We start from the raw sequence: 16542 nt of genomic DNA, 5'->3' as shown, positions 1-16542 counted from the left end.
CGAGGAATGCGGAGAAAAATTGACGAGGTAGATAAGTGGAGGCCATTTATCGATTCAAACGGTCAAACATACGATCTTAGTCACCTTGATGCCCATGAAGCGACTTACTCCGATATCATAAACGGGAAAAAAGAAACCTACACTTTTATGGTTTCCTACTCGTTCCACTGCTTCGCAAAAGACTATCCTCATCAAACAGAAGCGGAAAAAGCAGATCTGATGTACCACACCCTAAAAGAAAGCAGGCCGTTTTGCTTTGTTCGATATGAATTATCAAAAAAGTATTTGAGACAAATTGTTGATGCATTTGGAGACAAGAAAACCCGCATAGGACACGCAGGTTATGGAAGCTACGCCTCTGTCACCATCAACACAGAGGAAAAAGGGCAAATCATCTATTTCGTGCCCTTTAAGATGTACCGAGAGAAAAAGTTAATGAGGATACATATTACCAGTGCTTACCCTGAAGACGTGATGCCCAAGCTGGATAAGGTGAATTTTTTCAACATTGCGAAGAATCTTAAATTAGGAAAGCCGCTTCCCAAACCCCATAAATAACAAAACCCGCCTAAAAGCGGGTTCCGTCGAGCATTGATTCAAACTTTGAGCCTATGCTCGATATTCAGAAAGCCTTTACCGGGTTGCCCTCGACCTTTTACGGTAGCCGGATGTGTGATGTGACTCACTCTGCTGCATCCATATGACATCTCTGTCAATATCTGTAGTTTATACATGTAAACTTGATTTATCAACCACCCTCTCCGAAGTGTCGGCCTGTGGCGTTTTTGACGCGTTCGATGGTTTGGTCGACCCATGCGGAGTTGGTTTGGATTCTGGCGACTTGTTGCTGGTAGTTTCGGATAGTTTGGCTCATGGCCGTGATGTCGGTGGCGGGTACGACAGCGATGCTTTCCGCTATAAAAAAGGGTTTAGCTGCGTCGTTTACAATCAATTTTTCATCTGCCCCCAAATTCAAAAAAACCACCCGAAGGTGGTATTTTTAAAGCTATACAGGATTGTGAAGTCAGGACTCTCTTACTAAGTGTGTAAAACTTGGCACTGAACGATCAAGCTTTATTAGCAAGTCTTCGACTGTAAGCTCCGGGTCTTTATGTACACGTGCAAAATTATCTAAAGCTTTCATGACACTATCTTTTTCATTAGTGAACAAGAAACACATCAACTCGTCTCTTGTCATCGCTCTGATACCATACTCAGCCAATAATTTTGCCGGAAAGTCTTTAATGTTATCTGTCGCAATAATATTACAACCCGTTTTTACTGCAGCAGCAAGAACATGACGATCATCTGGATCAGGAAGGTCAAGCTGATTTATTAATGGCTCGTAACCTAAAACATAGCGATCGAAAAAGGATGCCTTAATCGAATTTACCTGCTTAATAATGACGTCTTTGCTTTCGGGATGCCTACGAATTAAAGCATTAGACCATTCTGCATCTATCTTATCAGTCCAAAAAAACTGAGTAGTACACCCATCTAACTGCATCAAATTAAGCAGCATCATCCTCAATGGTTGTGAATATAGGGTATTTGCATCCAGCAAAATTTTATCATCCATAACAACCCCTTACATAGAATCTGACTCTTGCTCAAAGTTGGCAATTAAACTAAGAGTCTCTTCTCTTGACCCCTTAGCACTAGAAAGCTTCTCCTTAAATAACAAGACATCTGCCATTTTTACACGATGATGAGTGCCTACCTTCATAGATGGAATTTGCCCAGCCAAAATATAACCTGTTACTTTTGGTCGTGACATTCCAAGAAATTTAGCAGCCACAGCAGGACTAACCATTTTCTCCAAGTCAACCTGCTGTTCAAACAACTGATCATCACCATCCTTAGCCAATTGACCTAACACTTGAACAAGTGCATCAAGCGTCAATTTGGGCAATTCAAATTCAGCTTTTTGACCATTTTTAAGTAACACATCAATTTTTAACTTATCAAGATCCGCTTGATGCAGCTTCAGGTACTGCTGCGCTTTGATTATTGCACTGGTATCCGGCTCAACATTTAAATTGGTTTTCATCATTCGAGTAACCTCTCACCCTTAACACTATCAAGGCAAACTAAAAGCTAGCCTCAGTAACCCCAAACATAAATGAAATATCTGAAAACATCCATTTTTTTCAGTTATTTCACTTAAGTGTTTTTGATCTAGACTTTATACATTCGAAAAAACAACAAAGACGGGCATAGCGCTTTTAACGCATTCGATGATTTGATCGATCCATGCGGGATTGGTTTGGATTCTGGCGAGTTATTGGTAGTTCAGATGGTTTGGATCATGGCTATGATGTCGGTGGCGGGTACGACAGCGATGCTTTCCGCTATAAAAAAGGGTTTAGCTGCGTCGTTTACAATCAATTTTTCTGATCCCAAAACTTACCACATGAAAAGTAAGGAAAACGTCAAGAAAAGGGCTGACAAAGCGTGACAGGTCACATAGTATCGAATTAACAACTTAATCAATGACAATTTCGCGACAACCAAGGAAGGTGAAGCAATACTAAATCCTCCCCTTCTCTTAGCTTGTCAGCGTACTCACAGAGAAGATTTATGCAGTTTCTTAACGCCAAGATTAACCAGATTATCATCCACCAAATTTTTAAAAAAAATAAAGAGCTCCAAATCCAACAAGCTCCGTCGAAAAGTACTGCATATACCGAATTTGACGATAGTGCCATGTCAAATTTCAGGAGCCGAGTTAGTGACGCACTTGGGGAAAACACCAAAGCAGTTGAAATGATCATAGAAAGGCAAGATGCAACAAGCTTAAGTAGGTTGGTCGATAGAGCAATAAACGAAGATAATGAGGCGTTTATAAATTCCTCATTTGAGATTGCAAAACTACTTGATAAGGCACAAAAAAAAGCATCTTATCCTGGCGGTATCGTCGTTGTATTTACAGGCACTTGTAATTTTCCAGACACACCGTTCCTTGGAATCATAAAAGCAGAAACACACAATGCTTATCAAAAACTAGTTGATCCTGATACCAATAAAATATCATTAAACTACATTGAGGATGTATTGCTTACTCCCAGCGCTCGACTTTATAAAACAGCCGCATTTCTACAAAAAAGAAATTTTCAGCCTGATAACGAAGATTTAAACAGAAGCTGGGAAGTATGGGTATCTGATTATCAAATAAGCCAAGCCGAAGGCAAAGCGGCTGCTTACTATTTTTACAACGGATTTTTAGGATTTACCTACCCAGATACAAGTGCGAGAAGAACAAAGCTTTTCTTTGAGCTAACAAAGAAGTTTATAAGTGAATTAGAAATAGATGAAGAAGAAAAAAATGATTATATAAACGCTTTAATCAGCTACATTAAAGTCAATACGTCACCTATAATTAGTCCTGTAGACTTCTCTAATGACTATTTAAATGAAGACATTAGAGAAGACCTCATTGAAAGCCTAGAAGACAATGGGTTGCCAAGAGAGAATTTCACAAAAGATGTAGAGCACATAAAGAAAAGCCTTAAACTAAGAAAACTGTCCTTTAATAGCAACATAAAACTAACAGCTTCGCCTGAAGTATTTAAAGAAAAAATATCGTTTGAAAGCATTAAAGGTACACCTGATGAAAGAGGTAATATACCAGAATGGACTCAAATAATAGTGAAAGAAAAAATAACAAACCAAGAATGAATGAAGATGAGTTTTTAAAAAAATGGATAAATGACAAGCCTATATATGAAGCTTGGGGTAACTTTATTCAGAATGAAGTTCAAACACAGCTTTTTGATATTGGAAAGGACCTAAATTCTTTTTTGAAGGTTCCAGTTAAATATCGTTTAAAAGATGATAAATCAATTATTGATAAAGCGTTCCATCGTAACAAGGGTTATAGCGACCCTTATCATGATATTGAAGATAAAGTTGGTATTCGTTTTATCGTCTTACTGCTTGAGGATATTAATGACATTTGCAATATCATCAAAAGCTCTAATCAATGGAGCTATGATGAATGCAAACACTTTGAGCAAGAGAAAGAAGAGAGTCCTCTTGCTTTTGGATATCAGTCTGTTCATTACATACTTAGACCAAAGGTAGACATTCAACTAGAAGACGTGACTATTACAACCAATACGCCATGTGAAGTGCAAGTTAGAACACTTTTACAACATGCTCATGCTGAGTTAACGCACGATCAAATTTACAAAGCAACAAAGAAAGTAAAGCCTTCTGTCTACAGAACTGTAGCTAAAAGCATGGCGCTTATTGAGACAACTGATGACTTCTTCAGATCGGTATCAATAGAGCTGAACAACTCTAAGTTCAAAGAGTTTAACATAAAAGAAAAACTGGACTCGCTATATTTTTTACTAATAGGTATACACCCAACATTTGAAAAGTCATCCGCTATAATATGGGATGCTTATGAATACCTTATTGATGATGAGCTTATGAGAAGAATAGAAAAGCTTTTCCAAAGAAAACAGAGCCTAGCCCAACTCATAACCAGCCTACTACCTAAAAATTCGCTCTATAGACAAAGTACAATCTTATTTATAATTTACCTTATTTTAAAAAAACCAAATGATGCAGATCGGGAATGGCCAATTTCTAGAAAAGATCTTGATGAGATAGCAGCTGATCTAGGAGCAAGCCTAATAAATGAATAACTCTATTTTAAAAAATCAAGAGAAAAAACAAAATGCAACACATTAACTTTATAAAAGACATATACGAAAAATCAAACGCAATATTTGGACTAATAAGTTTCTTATTGATCATACTATCCAACTTCATTCCACCTGCAAACGGAAAAGTATTATCAATTATTGCTACAACCTGCATTTTGATATCTTTTTATTATGCTGCTCATCAAAGATGGAAAGAACAAAACCAAAAAATCGAAGATTTGACAATTAAAAATAAAGATTTAAAAAGCATAGAAGATAGTAAAGAAATAAGAATACATACGATTCATTCTGCTATAACCTTCTCATCAGGAACAGGATTGATTTTCAGAAATGCCAACATAACAATAAAGTTACACATCGATAACCGCACCAACAATAGCGCAGCGTTTTTAAATTTTAAAATAAACGCATTTTCAGATAATAAAAATGTAAAACTCGTGAACCCATTATCAATTACTGACAGCGAAACAAACATTGAAAGCAAAGATTTCACACTTAATTCAAATACTTCTAAATCACTAACAATAAAATCATTACTAAATAGTGAATTCAAAAGTCCTGTTGATAATGCAAATTTCATAAAAAACAATAACAATAAAGAAATTGAGATAACATACACTGTATCAAATAATGGTATAGTTGAAGATAAGAGCTATTTTGTTTCAATATCATTTGACAATTTAATAGATAGATTTAAAGATGTATGGGGAAAACAAGATAAAGAAGCTTATAAAATCATTAGTTAACCATTCTTCCCCACTCCCCCAACGCTTTGCGCATCTATTCTCTGGAATGGGTGTGCATGTAGCGTTTGTCCAGTCGATCCCTGCTCTTCTTGTCTTGCTAGCTGCCGCGGGCGAGTTTACGTATATCGTGGCTGGTGAACTTGATGACAACGTCATCGCAGAGGTTTTGGCACCAACGCTCTATGGTGCGTTCAATCTATCAGGGTCAGACGAAAAATGGTTTGTGCGGCAGATTGCGCTTCGCTTATCGTGCCCTACAAGTGATATTGTTTAGGTTCAGCAGTGAGGAGTAAGGTAGCTTCAAGTCGGTGTGACAGCAACAAAAGGCGTAATAATGCATCAAAAAAGTTTTGTAGAAACGGTAAGGAATGAAATAAGTATTGAAGTAAAAAAGGAAAATGTAGAACGTTGGAGAGATTAAGGTGGCATCTCTACCAGCCGCACCTCGGCACACAAGTCCACCGCTGTGGCTGCTTCCTTCCGGACCTGACCAGATTAACGGTTTATCGTTGCGAGGGGACCAGCAGAGACACCATAAAGGAGGCCTGTTGACCTTGGGGCGCAATTATACGCAGCCAATACGAAATATCAACCGCCTTTCTTATGTATTTTCAAATACTTAAATCTTTTTGCTTATCAAGCGCCCTTTCCATCTCTTGTCCCGTGCTTGCGCTTTTTAGTCTCAGCCTATAACGCGGGTTACATTTACGGTAAGATACGCGCCATTAAGAATCATAGGAGTAGCGAGTTGAAGCTATTTGTAAAAAACCTAACCCACGTGGATTTTTCCTACTTTGACGCCAAGCGTGGCTTGTTGGGTGAAAGCTGGCAAACCGACATTGTACTGACCGGCAAGTTAAACGATGAAAGCATGATTTGTGATTTCAGTATCGTGAAAAAACAAATCAAGAAATGGCTGGATGACAATATAGATCACATGCTGGCGATTCCTGCCGAGCACAACGGATCTACTCTTACGCCATTGGCTGGTGATCGTGTTTCTTTTCATTTTGATCACAGTAAAGAAGCCGCTGGCGACAAACGCGTATTTCAATGCGATGCGCCAGCTCAGGCCATTTGCGTTTTACCCATGACAGAAGTCACACCAGACGCCGTTGCCAAGTGGGTTGAAGCACAAATATTGAACCTACTTCCTGCTGAGTTAGAAGCGGTAAGCGTGCGTTTTTCACCAGAACACATTTCTGGCGCGCAATATCAATACAGCCATGGCTTGAAAAAACACGCTGGTAACTGCCAACGTATTGCTCACGGTCATCGCTCTACGGTTGAAATTTACGCCAATGGCGAACGTAATGCGGCAATGGAACACGATTGGGCAACACGTTGGGAAGACATCTATTTAGGCACACAAGAAGACTTGATAAACCAAGTCACCGAAAACGACGTGAGCTATCACTGTTTCAGTTATACCAGCCAGCAAGGTTTGTTTGAGCTAAAAATAGACAGTAATCAGGTTTACATGTTGGATTGCGATACCACGGTTGAGTCACTTTCCGCACACATTGCTGATGTCTTGGCAGAAGAAAACCCAGGCACACACATTGAAGCCCACGGCTTTGAAGGTATTGGCAAGGGCGCGATTTCAGAAAAAGTAAAGGCAAGAGTATGAGCTTAAAAGAGTACGAGAACCTCGCTCAAGGCGAAAAGTTATCGCTAGACACGGTATTAACCAATTTAAAAACAGACGAACATGGTTTGATCGCAGCCATTGCGCAGCAGCACGATACTGGCGAAGTATTAATGCTTGCCTACATGAATGAGAAATCCATTCGTGAAACATTAGAAACGGGGCAAGTGTGTTACTGGTCTCGTTCACGCCAAACTTACTGGCGCAAAGGCGAAAGCTCGGGGCACCGCCAAACATTAGTGTCTATGTCATTTGATTGCGATGGCGATGCGATACTTATTCAAGTAGATCAGAAAGGCCCAGCCTGCCACACAAATCGTCGCGACTGCTTCTTCTTTTCTGTCGAAGGGAATGAAGTGGTTATAAAGTCCGCTCCACAATAGACCAACCTCCATGGCAATTTATGCACTGAAGCGGTGCATAAATTGCAATTTTCTCTGTACCTTTACTCCCCTTTCACGCTATCTTAAGAGTAGACCGCTTTTCTTGCACATTTCAGACAAGAAAAACGGGCTAAGACATGACACAGAAATAACCCTATCTGCACCACGATGCTCCACTTTCAAAAATAGTACTTAAAACTGAAAAATAAGTACCAATACATAGAAAGCTATAAGCAGACGTTATTTCTGTAAGTTAATGTAATTTTATTGGCACAACTATTGCTGACTAAATGTCATTCTCTTCCACTCTTAATATTGGATACGCTATGTTAAAACTGTCTGTACGCACCAAGATATTATCGCTTATTGCGTTGTTTTCACTGGTTATTGTAGGAATTAGTATCAGCTCGGCTTTAACCAGTAAATCTGTCTCTTCTGAATTACAAAGCCTTTCCTCTCAAAGCCTCCAACTCGTTAAAAACTTAGAAAAAAGCCGTCAGCTTTTATTGCAGCAATCGGTTGAGTTCGAACGAGGCTTTTTCCAGGTATCTATCGCCAAATCGATTGGCGGTTATGGCGTAGAACAAGTTACCGAATCCGCAAATAAATTTAAGACCTATACTGGCGAGTTGCTCATCAGTATTGAAAACGTAAAAAGCATCCTTGCCACTCTGCCTGTGCACGATGGGCTAGAGGGATTATTTGAACAAATCAAAGCTCTCGAAGAACAACAAGAAGTTTTCCTAGCCTCTAGTACAGAAACCTACAACTGGTGGGAAAAACTTAACACCCTAAAAGCCAATAAATTCCGTAAAGAAGCCGAAGAAAGTCTGATTACCGTTAATGCGCAAATGGAAGAAATCATTACCGCGATTAACAATTACAGCGATAACGTTGCGCAAGCCCAAAGCAGTAAACTTGATCAAACCATTTATACCAGTGGCGCACTTGCCGCTATCCTTATTGCTGTTGGTATTGTCGTCAGCATTATTATCGTTAACGGTATCTGTCGCCCTCTTATTCGCGCCGTTCGCCGGGCTGAAGACATTGCAGCAGGGAATCTAGCCAAATCACAAGTGACCAGAACTCGTAAGGATGAAATTGGCCTGTTAGAAACAGCAATGGATAAGCTTGTGATACAGCTTAGTAGTATTCTGCACGATGTAGCGGAATCCAGTTCTATGCTGACAAATGCCGCTAATGATCTGAATCGAATCACCGATGAATCTTCAGAAATGGTGGATCGCCAGCAAGAAGAAACCAACTTCATTTCTCAGGCAATACAAGAAATACAATCCACGGCGGTTCACGTATCCGAATCCACCACAGACGCAAGCCAAGCCGCCCACAATGCTGAAACCGCTGCCAATGAAGGCACAGCGATAGTCACGAAAACCATTGCCAGCATTCAGGAGCTGGCGAGCGAAATTGCCAGTTCTGCCGATACGATTAATGATCTACAGTCTAATACTCAAGAAATCAGCACCATTCTGAATACTATCCTAGGCATTGCCGAACAAACCAACCTACTTGCCTTGAACGCGGCAATTGAAGCAGCGCGAGCGGGCGAGCAAGGCCGAGGTTTTGCTGTGGTAGCCGATGAAGTACGCCATCTTGCCCAAAACACTCAAAACGCCACGCAAGAAATCGAGAAAATGATCGCGCTACTGCAAAGTGGCACCAGCTCTGCTGTGAAAGCCATGACATCGAGCCATCAGCGCTCTACGGATGCGGTTAATCAAGTAAAACACGAGGAAGATTCCCTACGTCATATCAACCAATCCGTGTCTAAGATTCGTGATATGAACGATCGAATTTCAGCAACCGCAGAAGAGCAAGCATCGGTAACCGCAGAAGTCAGCCGCAACGTCGAGAACATTACCGAAATTGCGTCACGTACAACCAAGTCGATTCATTCGATAAGCAACTCTGCAGAACAGCTGGCCTCATTAGCAACACAGCTTTCCGCTAAGATCAGTTATTTCAAAGTATAGTGTTACAGGAGTATACTTTTTAGATTAAGATTTCAGGGGAAGTTAATCACTTCCCCTTTTCATTCCTAGGAGAAAACCATGTGTCGTTGGATGGCGTATCAAGGTGACGCGGTTTACCTTGAGTCATTACTTTTCAAACAAGAGCATTCTTTAATTCATCAAAGCTTAAGCGCCAGAAAATCGGAAGTGACAGTGAATGCAGACGGTTTTGGTCTTGGCTGGTACGATGAACGCGAGGAACCTGGCCTTTATCATGAAGTATTACCAGCTTGGAGTGACAGCAATTTAAAAAGCTTAGCACGACACATAAAAAGCGGGCTCTTCTTCGCGCACGTCCGCTCGTCCACTGGCACAGAAACCAACCGTTCTAACTGCCATCCGTTTAGTTACAAAAACTGGCTATTCATGCACAACGGACAAATTGGCGGCTACGAATCGTTGCGCTGGCAGTTAGATCGCTTGATTCCAGAACACCTTTATAATCATCGCCATGGGGCAACCGATTCAGAGGTTATCTTCTTGTTAATGATCGCCAATGGCTTAGAAACAAATCCAGAACATGCGATTGAGACAACCTTGGCGCAAATTCTCGACATGATGAAAGCAAAAAACATACAGGATCCGCTGCGCTTTACCGCGGTGTTTTCAGATGGGGTAGAAATCACTGCCATTCGTTTTTCCAGTGATGAACAAGCTCCGAGCTTGTACTACAAACAATTTGGCACACACATTGTTATTGGTTCAGAACCGCTCGACCATTCTGGCGACAGCTGGACGCAAGTTCCCGCTGGACACATTGCCAAAATACAAGATCAGGTTTACAAAATCCAACCCTTGTCAGGCTTATTAAAAATGACCGCTTAGCGGTCATTTTTAATAACATATTTATCTTTCAGAATAGGCTCTCGCGGCTTGTCGTCCAGATTAAGCTTGCTCTTTTTCACGATACGCGTACGTCGCATCAAAACGAGATTGAATCCAATCGCCACTTAAAATCGAATCGTATTTCGCAGGTTTATCCGCAGTCGCACAGCTCGGTACGCATTCAACGTTGGTTTCGTAGTCTGGCTCCACAAAGAATGGGAACGAATAGCGATGCACATCTGGTAAAGAAGCGCGCACTCGGTGCGCTGTTGAAACGTATTCATCATTGGTCCAGCGTTGCATCAGATCGCCAATATTCACCACCAAAGCGTTGTCGATCGGTGTGGCATCGACCCACTCGCCTTTGCGGTTTTTCACTTGTAAGCCACCTATTTGATCTTGCAATAGTAAGGTGACACAACCGTAGTCTGTGTGAGCACCCGCACCATTGTCATGATCATTAGCAGGGCGTGGCGGATAATGAATCATACGCAAAACGGTCACGTGATTTTTGAAGCCTTGGGTGAAAAAATCGTCATCCAAAGACAAGGCCTGCGCCATCGCGGTCAACAACTTCTGCGCCACTTGGAACGCCTCTACATAGTATTCTTGCAGAACTTCTAGTGTAGCAGGATCGCTTGGGTTTTGATTTGGGCCATAGGCGGTCGGATATTTAACCGCCAAAGGATGATCTGTAGGAAAATCCAACGCCATATCAAAGGTTTCTTTCCAGTCCGAATGACCCACTTCATCAAGCTGCTCTTCACCAATATTGCCGTAACCACGGTGATTAATACTATTTTTAATATCTATGGCGTTTTTGACTTCTTGTGGTTGGTTAAAAAAACGCTTGGCCTCGCGCATAAGTGCGGCCATCAGCTCTTTCGGAATACCTGTATTAGTCAAGTAGAAGAAGCCAATTTCGCGGCATGCCTTATCTAAGGCTTTAATTTCGCTCTGACGAACCGACTCGCTTTCATGAATCAATTTCGACAGATCAATCAACGGTATAGACATTACATATTCCTTAAGCTCTGGAAGACAATTTTATCAGTTGTGTGTGCTTGGGATTAAAGCGTTTCAGACCCATTTCACCAAAATCTACGAAAATCATTTGCTTGGCGTCTTGCTCCTGACGGACAACAACACCTTGACCGAACTGATCATGGCGGACTTTGTCGCCAGGCTGCAAAAGCCCCTTACCTTCTACACGATGACGGAAAGTTAAAGAGGGAGAAGGATCAACCGCATTCAAATAGCGCTGAAACACAGAACCTTTTTCTGTATCAATTGGCGTGCCAGTGTTTTCACTGTACCAAGCATCGCAAATATGGCTCACCGCATAAGGCTGCGCTTCGAACACAAAGCGCGACAGGGACAAGCTCTTCAATGCTACACGAGGAATATCGCCCTGCTTCATCCGCTTATGCTCGTCGGCACTTGGGCACTCAAGCAAAACTAATTTCTGTTTCGCCCGCGTAATAGCCACATAAAACAGGCGTCGCTCCGACGCCATATCACTGGCGGCTTGTTTGTCTATGGCGCTTAAATCTTCGTCATAATACGGGAAACGCCCTTCCTGTAAGCCAGACAGTAACACCTGATCGAACTCCAAGCCTTTCGATTTATGGATCGTCATCAAATGCACGCCATGCACATCGTCCGTTTGCTTTTCATTCAAAGTAGCAAGTTGCTCTAGGATCGATTTAGCATCGCCGCCCACACCGCGCACATAGGCCATGAAAGCATCGCAAGTGGCTATCTTTTCTTGGGTCTGAATATCTTTACTGCTGGTGCTTTCGAAGTAGCGATAAATGCCCAACTTCTCCAAGGTATGCGCTAAGCCTTGCCCCGGATCGGTGCGATAAATGCCTAAGCTGCGCAACCAATCGGCACGCTCATAGAGTTTCTTGGCTCGCCAACCATCCGTCGCATCAGCCACAGACTCGATAATTTGCGGCAATAAATGTGGCGACTGTTTCGCTTGCTGGATCAAGGTTTTGCGTTGCGCTAACGAACCTCCCAAGCTGGGCGTCGTAAGCAAATATTCAATGTCATCAGGATGAAAAAAGGTACTTGGGCTTTCCAAACCACCAGCAATAACGGCGAGATACGCCATCAACATACGAATCTGGCGGTTTTCCAATAACGGCGAATCACCGTGCAATTGATACGGCACGCCTTTGTGCATCAGGGCTAATTGCACAGGCACCATGTCGCTGTACAAGCGCACCAGCACCGCGCTATCGCTCAATGCGCGGCCTTCATCAACCCAAGATTTCAGCTCTCCCAACAACGCCTTACCCGTTTTCGGAGCGCGAGCAAAAGACACTCGCGTGCGTTCGCCAGCGCCAATGACCAAGGCGTCAGGGTCATTTTCACTGATCACACTCGATGCCATTAAACCGACGGCATGGCCAAAACGAAAGCTCGTACTTAATGGATACGTCGCCACATTGGCAAAGTCTTGGTCAAACTGGCTTGCCATAATCTCTGGGCTGGCGCCGCGCCATTCATAAATGCATTGCTGCACGTCACCGACAATCATCCACTGACAAGGCGCAGGATAAAGCTGCTTTAGCAGCTCGTATTGGCAAGGATTAATATCTTGGAACTCGTCAATTAATAGGTAACGGAAATCTGGCACCAAGCCACGCACTCTAACGCGTTCCGCTTCGTCTAACTGACTGATTAATTCATAAGGATCACTGAGTAAATCCGCAAAAAAACGGATGTTGTTGCGTTTGCGTAGCTTTTCTAACTCATCGTATAACGCAGGGAAAAATTTGCGTTCGCTCGACCAACCCAAGGCTTCAAAAACAATCTGCGCAGGTTGATCAGACGCTTTCACTTGATCGACAAACAACAGCACGTCTTCAAGCCAGTCTTTCTCGTCTAGCATAGCAATTTTCTCGCCATTGCGAACCAGACGTTGTAACGCCTCGCGCAACATTTTTACCAAACTAAAATCGTCAGTAATTAACTTGGCGCTCGTCAACCAACCTTGCTGTTCTAGGCGACGACAAAACTTCATACCAAACGCATGAAAGGTCATCACGCTGGGAGAGCGTAAATGCCCTGCTGCCATAAGGCGCTTACTCAAACGCTCGGAGAATTCCTCCTGTGCGCTTTTATTAAACATAAACACGCCGATGTGAGAAGGATCCACACCCTGCGCTAACAAATGCTCAATACGAGAAATTAAGGTGGTGGTTTTCCCTGCCCCCGCCACAGCGATGACTTTCGCAGGGGTGACGAGATCATGATTTACAACAAGCGTTTGCTCATCGGTTAACGAGGTAGTCACCTCAGTATTGGGCTGAACTTGTGTCAAAATAGTATTGCCTTGTTAATCTTCGAAACGCTAGTCTTCAAATAGGTGGCCAATTTCACGAAACGCAAGGTGTTCTCTTCCGGCGATCTTGGCAATAGATTCACCGCACACCACCAAACGTCGTTGTACTCGCGCAAAAAAGACGCCATTGGTGCGTGCTATCAGAGGATAACGAGACGTGTCTACATCGTCGTCCATCAAGTTCACCACTTCGCCAATCACCTCGCCAGACTCCACTTCTTCACCAATGGCTTTGTGATAGCAAACAATGCCAGCACACGGTGCTTTGACTAAATCCATGGCATCCAGCGGATAATATTCCACGTCGCTGTCGTCGATCACTGGCGCCTTTCCTGCGATCACCTCTCGCAGCACCAAGTAATCAAACAAGGCTTGTGCATCTTGCTCGGCAAACTCATTGGATATGTCATTTTCGCCGCGCAATTCTACCGTTAAAGAGCGACTTCCCCAAGGAATCAAATGAGCATAATGGGCTTTTAAATCCCGCCACACGCTGACATTTGTTTCATCAAACGAGGCAGCACCTGTTTCCAACTCGGACAAGCCCACTTTGGCACCCAATAACGCCAGCAACGGCTTAAAGTGACTTTCAAATTCTTGCGCCACATAAGCGTGCATACTGGCTTCACCAGAACAATGCAGATCGAGCACTTCGTCTGCGTCCATAGACAAAGCCAACAAGGTTTTCTTCATGCCTTGCAGTTCCGTAGTTTCCGGTAGCAAGGCTAATTCGTCATGGATCGCTTGGCGAACCAGATCTATATTGCTTTCAATGTCGCCGGTCACATCACCTTTGATGCGTTTTTCTACTTTCGCGCCTAACTGCGGCCAGTTACGATTAAAATTGCCGCCACCGTCTGAAAACGCAAAGCGACCAGGAATATAACCATGGAAGTTCTGCGCCAAACCAATCGGGTTAGCAACAGGCACAACGACTATTTCCCCTTGAATCAAGCCCGCATCATCGGCTTTTTTCAGTTTTCTCAGCAAGGTGTTAAGCACCAAAAAACCCGGCCATTCATCCGCATGCAATCCCGCCTGAAAATAGACTTTAGGGCGCGCACCGGCTTCACCAAAATGGTGAGCTTTTAAAACACGCTGAGTACCAGGCGTCGCGCTTGGCAGAACATGAGAGTAAATTTGGTAAGACATAACACCTCGAAAAAGCTGTAAAACATTCATCCAATTTGAACCAACAACATGGTACGCTAAATCCGATTCTTAATAAAAAACAATTCCTTAAATATAAAAAGTGTAAGAAATTACGTATTAAGTGCGTCTAATACCGACAACCCCACCCAGCCCCTCTCCTTCAAAGACATAAGAGGAGGCAAAATGTACTAACTCCTCCCAAGCTAAATAAGGGAAGAGGCTAAATTGTACGTAGCTCCTCCCCCAGGCAAGGGGGAGGCTGGGAGGGAGTAAATTGAAAACAAAAACATCAGGAGAAAGGAATGAAAAAATCGTTTGTCTCGGCATCCATCGCAGCCGCCCTCGCCTTATCAAGTTTTTCAGCCGTTGCCAATTCCACACCACAAAGCTGGCAAGACACACTCCAACAAGCCAAAGGCCAAACTGTATACTTCAATGCTTGGGGTGGTGCCGACAACATTAACGATTACATTCAATGGGCAGCGGATCGTATAAAAGAAGAATACGATGTCACGTTAAAACAGGTAAAACTGACCGACACGTCCGATGCCGTAAACCGCGTCTTGGCGGAAAAAGCCGCTGGCAAAGACACCGATGGTTCCATCGACCTTATCTGGATCAATGGCGAAAATTTCCGCGCCATGAAAGACAACAACCTGTTATTTGGTCCATTTAGCCAATCTTTACCAAACTACATCAATTATGTAGACGAAAACGCACGCCAAAGTTTAACCCAAGACTTCGGCACGCCGGTCGAGGGGATGGAGTCTCCTTGGGGGATGGCGCAAGTCATCTTTATGCATGACACAGCAACCTTGAGTAACCCGCCCAAGTCCATTGTCGATTTACTCACCTACGCCAAAGCCAATCCGGGAAGAATCACCTACCCAGAACCACCGCAATTCCTTGGTTCAACCTTTTTGAAACAAGCCTTATATGAATTAACCCCTTACCGCAAAGCCCTATCTCAACCAGCAGACAGTGTGGATTTCGACAAGATCACCGCACCGTTGTGGGCATATCTTGATCAGCTTCATAAGGTTGCATGGCGTAATGGTCAAACCTTTCCATCAAGCTCACAAGAAATGATGCGCTTGCTCGATGACCAAGAAATCGATGTAGCATTAAGTTTCGATATTTCCGCGGCATCAGTTCAGATCGACAAAGGCAACTTGCCAGACACGGTACGCTCTTACGTTTTCACAAACGGCACCATTGGTAATACGCACTTTTTAGCGATCCCATATAACAGCGGTGCAAAAGCAGGCGCTCAGGTCGTGGCAAACTTTATGTTGTCACCAGAAGCGCAAATTAAAAAACAAACGCCAACTATTTGGGGCGATTTGAGCGTATTGTCTTACGCAAAACTACCAGCGTCAGAACAAGCTAAATTTGACGCCTTACCACGTGGTATCGCGACCTTGAGCATTGAAGAGCTGGGTCAAACGTTACCAGAGCCACACAGTAGCTGGGTAGAAGCGTTGGAAAAAGAGTGGCGTAAGCGTTACGCGCAATAAGGTTTAAAGATACGGTGTCATTCCCGCGATGGAATGAATCCGTCATCTAAAATGACGTTCAAACGATCATATTAATCGTCGTTCCCGCGAAGGCGGGAATCAATCTCTTATGGTCGTTGAAAAAAGGTCGTTGAACATAACCTTGTGTAGACGAAAACATTGGGTTCCCGCCTTCGCGGGAATGACAAACTTTAGTGGCTAGGATTA

16 protein-coding genes and 1 other RNA gene are annotated in these 16542 nt (G+C 43.0%); 10 read left to right on the top strand and 7 right to left on the bottom strand.

Translation table 11 applies throughout. From position 1 onward, the window contains the following. Positions 1–6 precede the first annotated feature (6 nt). Positions 7–558, top strand: coding sequence for a stationary phase growth adaptation protein (locus DFP75_RS03275; protein ID WP_110572178.1), 552 nt, complete (start codon positions 7–9; stop codon positions 556–558). Between the two features lie 190 nt (positions 559–748). Here the strand turns inward: DFP75_RS03275 and DFP75_RS03270 are convergent, their stop codons facing one another. From DFP75_RS03270 to DFP75_RS03260, 3 genes are read right to left on the bottom strand one after another with little or no spacing between them, the layout of a single operon-like run. After that, positions 749–976 carry a hypothetical protein gene (locus DFP75_RS03270; protein ID WP_245926946.1) on the bottom strand — a complete coding sequence of 76 codons (228 nt, stop codon included), beginning with the start codon at positions 974–976 and terminating at the stop codon, positions 749–751. A gap of 48 nt (positions 977–1024) precedes the next feature. Further along, a complete protein-coding gene (locus DFP75_RS03265; RefSeq protein ID WP_110572176.1) occupies positions 1025–1579 on the bottom strand; it encodes a PIN domain-containing protein in 555 nt (184 codons plus the stop codon). A gap of 9 nt (positions 1580–1588) precedes the next feature. Further along, positions 1589–2053 carry a helix-turn-helix domain-containing protein gene (locus tag DFP75_RS03260; RefSeq protein ID WP_110572175.1) on the bottom strand — a complete coding sequence of 155 codons (465 nt, stop codon included), beginning with the start codon at positions 2051–2053 and terminating at the stop codon, positions 1589–1591. A gap of 200 nt (positions 2054–2253) precedes the next feature. On the opposite strand from DFP75_RS03260, the gene DFP75_RS18360 reads away from it, so the two are divergent. The 4 genes from DFP75_RS18360 to DFP75_RS03245 all read left to right on the top strand — a co-directional run bounded on the left by DFP75_RS18360 (position 2254) and on the right by DFP75_RS03245 (position 5422). Next, on the top strand, positions 2254–2397 hold the full coding sequence (locus tag DFP75_RS18360; protein WP_181416992.1) for a hypothetical protein: 144 nt from the start codon (positions 2254–2256) through the stop codon (positions 2395–2397). 183 nt (positions 2398–2580) lie between these two features. Beyond that, complete coding sequence (locus DFP75_RS03255) at positions 2581–3678, top strand: nucleoid-associated protein (RefSeq protein ID WP_110572173.1); 1098 nt, start codon at positions 2581–2583, stop codon at positions 3676–3678. After that, positions 3633–4655: a GTP pyrophosphokinase gene (locus DFP75_RS03250; protein WP_220032611.1), complete on the top strand. Its 1023-nt coding sequence runs from the start codon at positions 3633–3635 to the stop codon at positions 4653–4655. The genes DFP75_RS03255 and DFP75_RS03250 overlap by 46 nt, the downstream gene beginning before the upstream one ends. 32 nt (positions 4656–4687) lie before the next feature. Then, positions 4688–5422 (top strand): hypothetical protein, encoded by a 735-nt coding sequence (locus DFP75_RS03245; RefSeq protein WP_110572171.1) that lies wholly within the window; start codon positions 4688–4690, stop codon positions 5420–5422. 429 nt (positions 5423–5851) lie between these two features. On the opposite strand, the gene ffs is transcribed toward DFP75_RS03245, so the two are convergent. Next, an RNA gene (gene ffs / locus DFP75_RS03235) (signal recognition particle sRNA small type) lies at positions 5852–5948 on the bottom strand. 222 nt (positions 5949–6170) lie between these two features. Here ffs and DFP75_RS03230 point away from each other — a divergent pair. The 4 genes from DFP75_RS03230 to DFP75_RS03215 all read left to right on the top strand — a co-directional run bounded on the left by DFP75_RS03230 (position 6171) and on the right by DFP75_RS03215 (position 10311). Beyond that, a complete protein-coding gene (locus DFP75_RS03230; protein WP_110572167.1) occupies positions 6171–7052 on the top strand; it encodes a 6-carboxytetrahydropterin synthase in 882 nt (293 codons plus the stop codon). Beyond that, positions 7049–7453: a phosphoribosyl-AMP cyclohydrolase gene (gene hisI, locus DFP75_RS03225; RefSeq protein WP_110572165.1), complete on the top strand. Its 405-nt coding sequence runs from the start codon at positions 7049–7051 to the stop codon at positions 7451–7453. Before DFP75_RS03230 ends, hisI begins: the two co-directional genes overlap by 4 nt. A gap of 326 nt (positions 7454–7779) precedes the next feature. Continuing rightward, positions 7780–9447 (top strand): methyl-accepting chemotaxis protein, encoded by a 1668-nt coding sequence (locus DFP75_RS03220; RefSeq protein WP_110572163.1) that lies wholly within the window; start codon positions 7780–7782, stop codon positions 9445–9447. Positions 9448–9525: 78 nt separating this feature from the next. Beyond that, on the top strand, positions 9526–10311 hold the full coding sequence (locus DFP75_RS03215; protein WP_110572161.1) for a class II glutamine amidotransferase: 786 nt from the start codon (positions 9526–9528) through the stop codon (positions 10309–10311). Between the two features lie 60 nt (positions 10312–10371). On the opposite strand, the gene DFP75_RS03210 is transcribed toward DFP75_RS03215, so the two are convergent. The 3 genes from DFP75_RS03210 to DFP75_RS03200 are packed head-to-tail and all read right to left on the bottom strand — an operon-like array spanning position 10372 to position 14818. Continuing rightward, a complete protein-coding gene (locus DFP75_RS03210; RefSeq protein ID WP_110572160.1) occupies positions 10372–11328 on the bottom strand; it encodes an isopenicillin N synthase family dioxygenase in 957 nt (318 codons plus the stop codon). Between the two features lie 10 nt (positions 11329–11338). Next, complete coding sequence (locus DFP75_RS03205; protein ID WP_245926942.1) at positions 11339–13645, bottom strand: ATP-dependent helicase; 2307 nt, start codon at positions 13643–13645, stop codon at positions 11339–11341. 30 nt (positions 13646–13675) lie between these two features. Next, the gene (locus tag DFP75_RS03200; protein WP_110572823.1) at positions 13676–14818 is read right to left on the bottom strand and encodes a succinylglutamate desuccinylase/aspartoacylase family protein; all 1143 of its coding nucleotides are present in this window, start codon (positions 14816–14818) and stop codon (positions 13676–13678) included. Between the two features lie 302 nt (positions 14819–15120). On the opposite strand from DFP75_RS03200, the gene DFP75_RS03195 reads away from it, so the two are divergent. After that, complete coding sequence (locus DFP75_RS03195; protein WP_110572158.1) at positions 15121–16335, top strand: ABC transporter substrate-binding protein; 1215 nt, start codon at positions 15121–15123, stop codon at positions 16333–16335. Positions 16336–16542 lie beyond the last annotated feature (207 nt).

The sequence above is a fragment of the Marinomonas alcarazii genome, assembly GCF_003208215.1.
Taxonomy (GTDB): Bacteria; Pseudomonadota; Gammaproteobacteria; order Pseudomonadales; family Marinomonadaceae; genus Marinomonas; species Marinomonas alcarazii.
The sequence above is the reverse complement of the archived record's forward strand: the minus strand, read 5'-3'. Positions and strand labels throughout refer to the sequence as shown.

Coding starts and splice junctions, on each gene's coding strand:
- DFP75_RS03210 (WP_110572160.1), bottom strand. CDS start 11,328: ATGTCTATACCGTTGATTGATCTGTCGAAATTGATTCATGAAAGCGAG.
- DFP75_RS18360 (WP_181416992.1), top strand. CDS start 2,254: ATGCGGGATTGGTTTGGATTCTGGCGAGTTATTGGTAGTTCAGATGGT.
- DFP75_RS03215 (WP_110572161.1), top strand. CDS start 9,526: ATGTGTCGTTGGATGGCGTATCAAGGTGACGCGGTTTACCTTGAGTCA.
- DFP75_RS03275 (WP_110572178.1), top strand. CDS start 7: ATGCGGAGAAAAATTGACGAGGTAGATAAGTGGAGGCCATTTATCGAT.
- hisI (WP_110572165.1), top strand. CDS start 7,049: ATGAGCTTAAAAGAGTACGAGAACCTCGCTCAAGGCGAAAAGTTATCG.
- DFP75_RS03200 (WP_110572823.1), bottom strand. CDS start 14,818: ATGTCTTACCAAATTTACTCTCATGTTCTGCCAAGCGCGACGCCTGGT.
- DFP75_RS03195 (WP_110572158.1), top strand. CDS start 15,121: ATGAAAAAATCGTTTGTCTCGGCATCCATCGCAGCCGCCCTCGCCTTA.
- DFP75_RS03245 (WP_110572171.1), top strand. CDS start 4,688: ATGCAACACATTAACTTTATAAAAGACATATACGAAAAATCAAACGCA.
- DFP75_RS03260 (WP_110572175.1), bottom strand. CDS start 2,053: ATGATGAAAACCAATTTAAATGTTGAGCCGGATACCAGTGCAATAATC.
- DFP75_RS03255 (WP_110572173.1), top strand. CDS start 2,581: ATGCAGTTTCTTAACGCCAAGATTAACCAGATTATCATCCACCAAATT.
- DFP75_RS03220 (WP_110572163.1), top strand. CDS start 7,780: ATGTTAAAACTGTCTGTACGCACCAAGATATTATCGCTTATTGCGTTG.
- DFP75_RS03265 (WP_110572176.1), bottom strand. CDS start 1,579: ATGGATGATAAAATTTTGCTGGATGCAAATACCCTATATTCACAACCA.
- DFP75_RS03250 (WP_220032611.1), top strand. CDS start 3,633: ATGGACTCAAATAATAGTGAAAGAAAAAATAACAAACCAAGAATGAAT.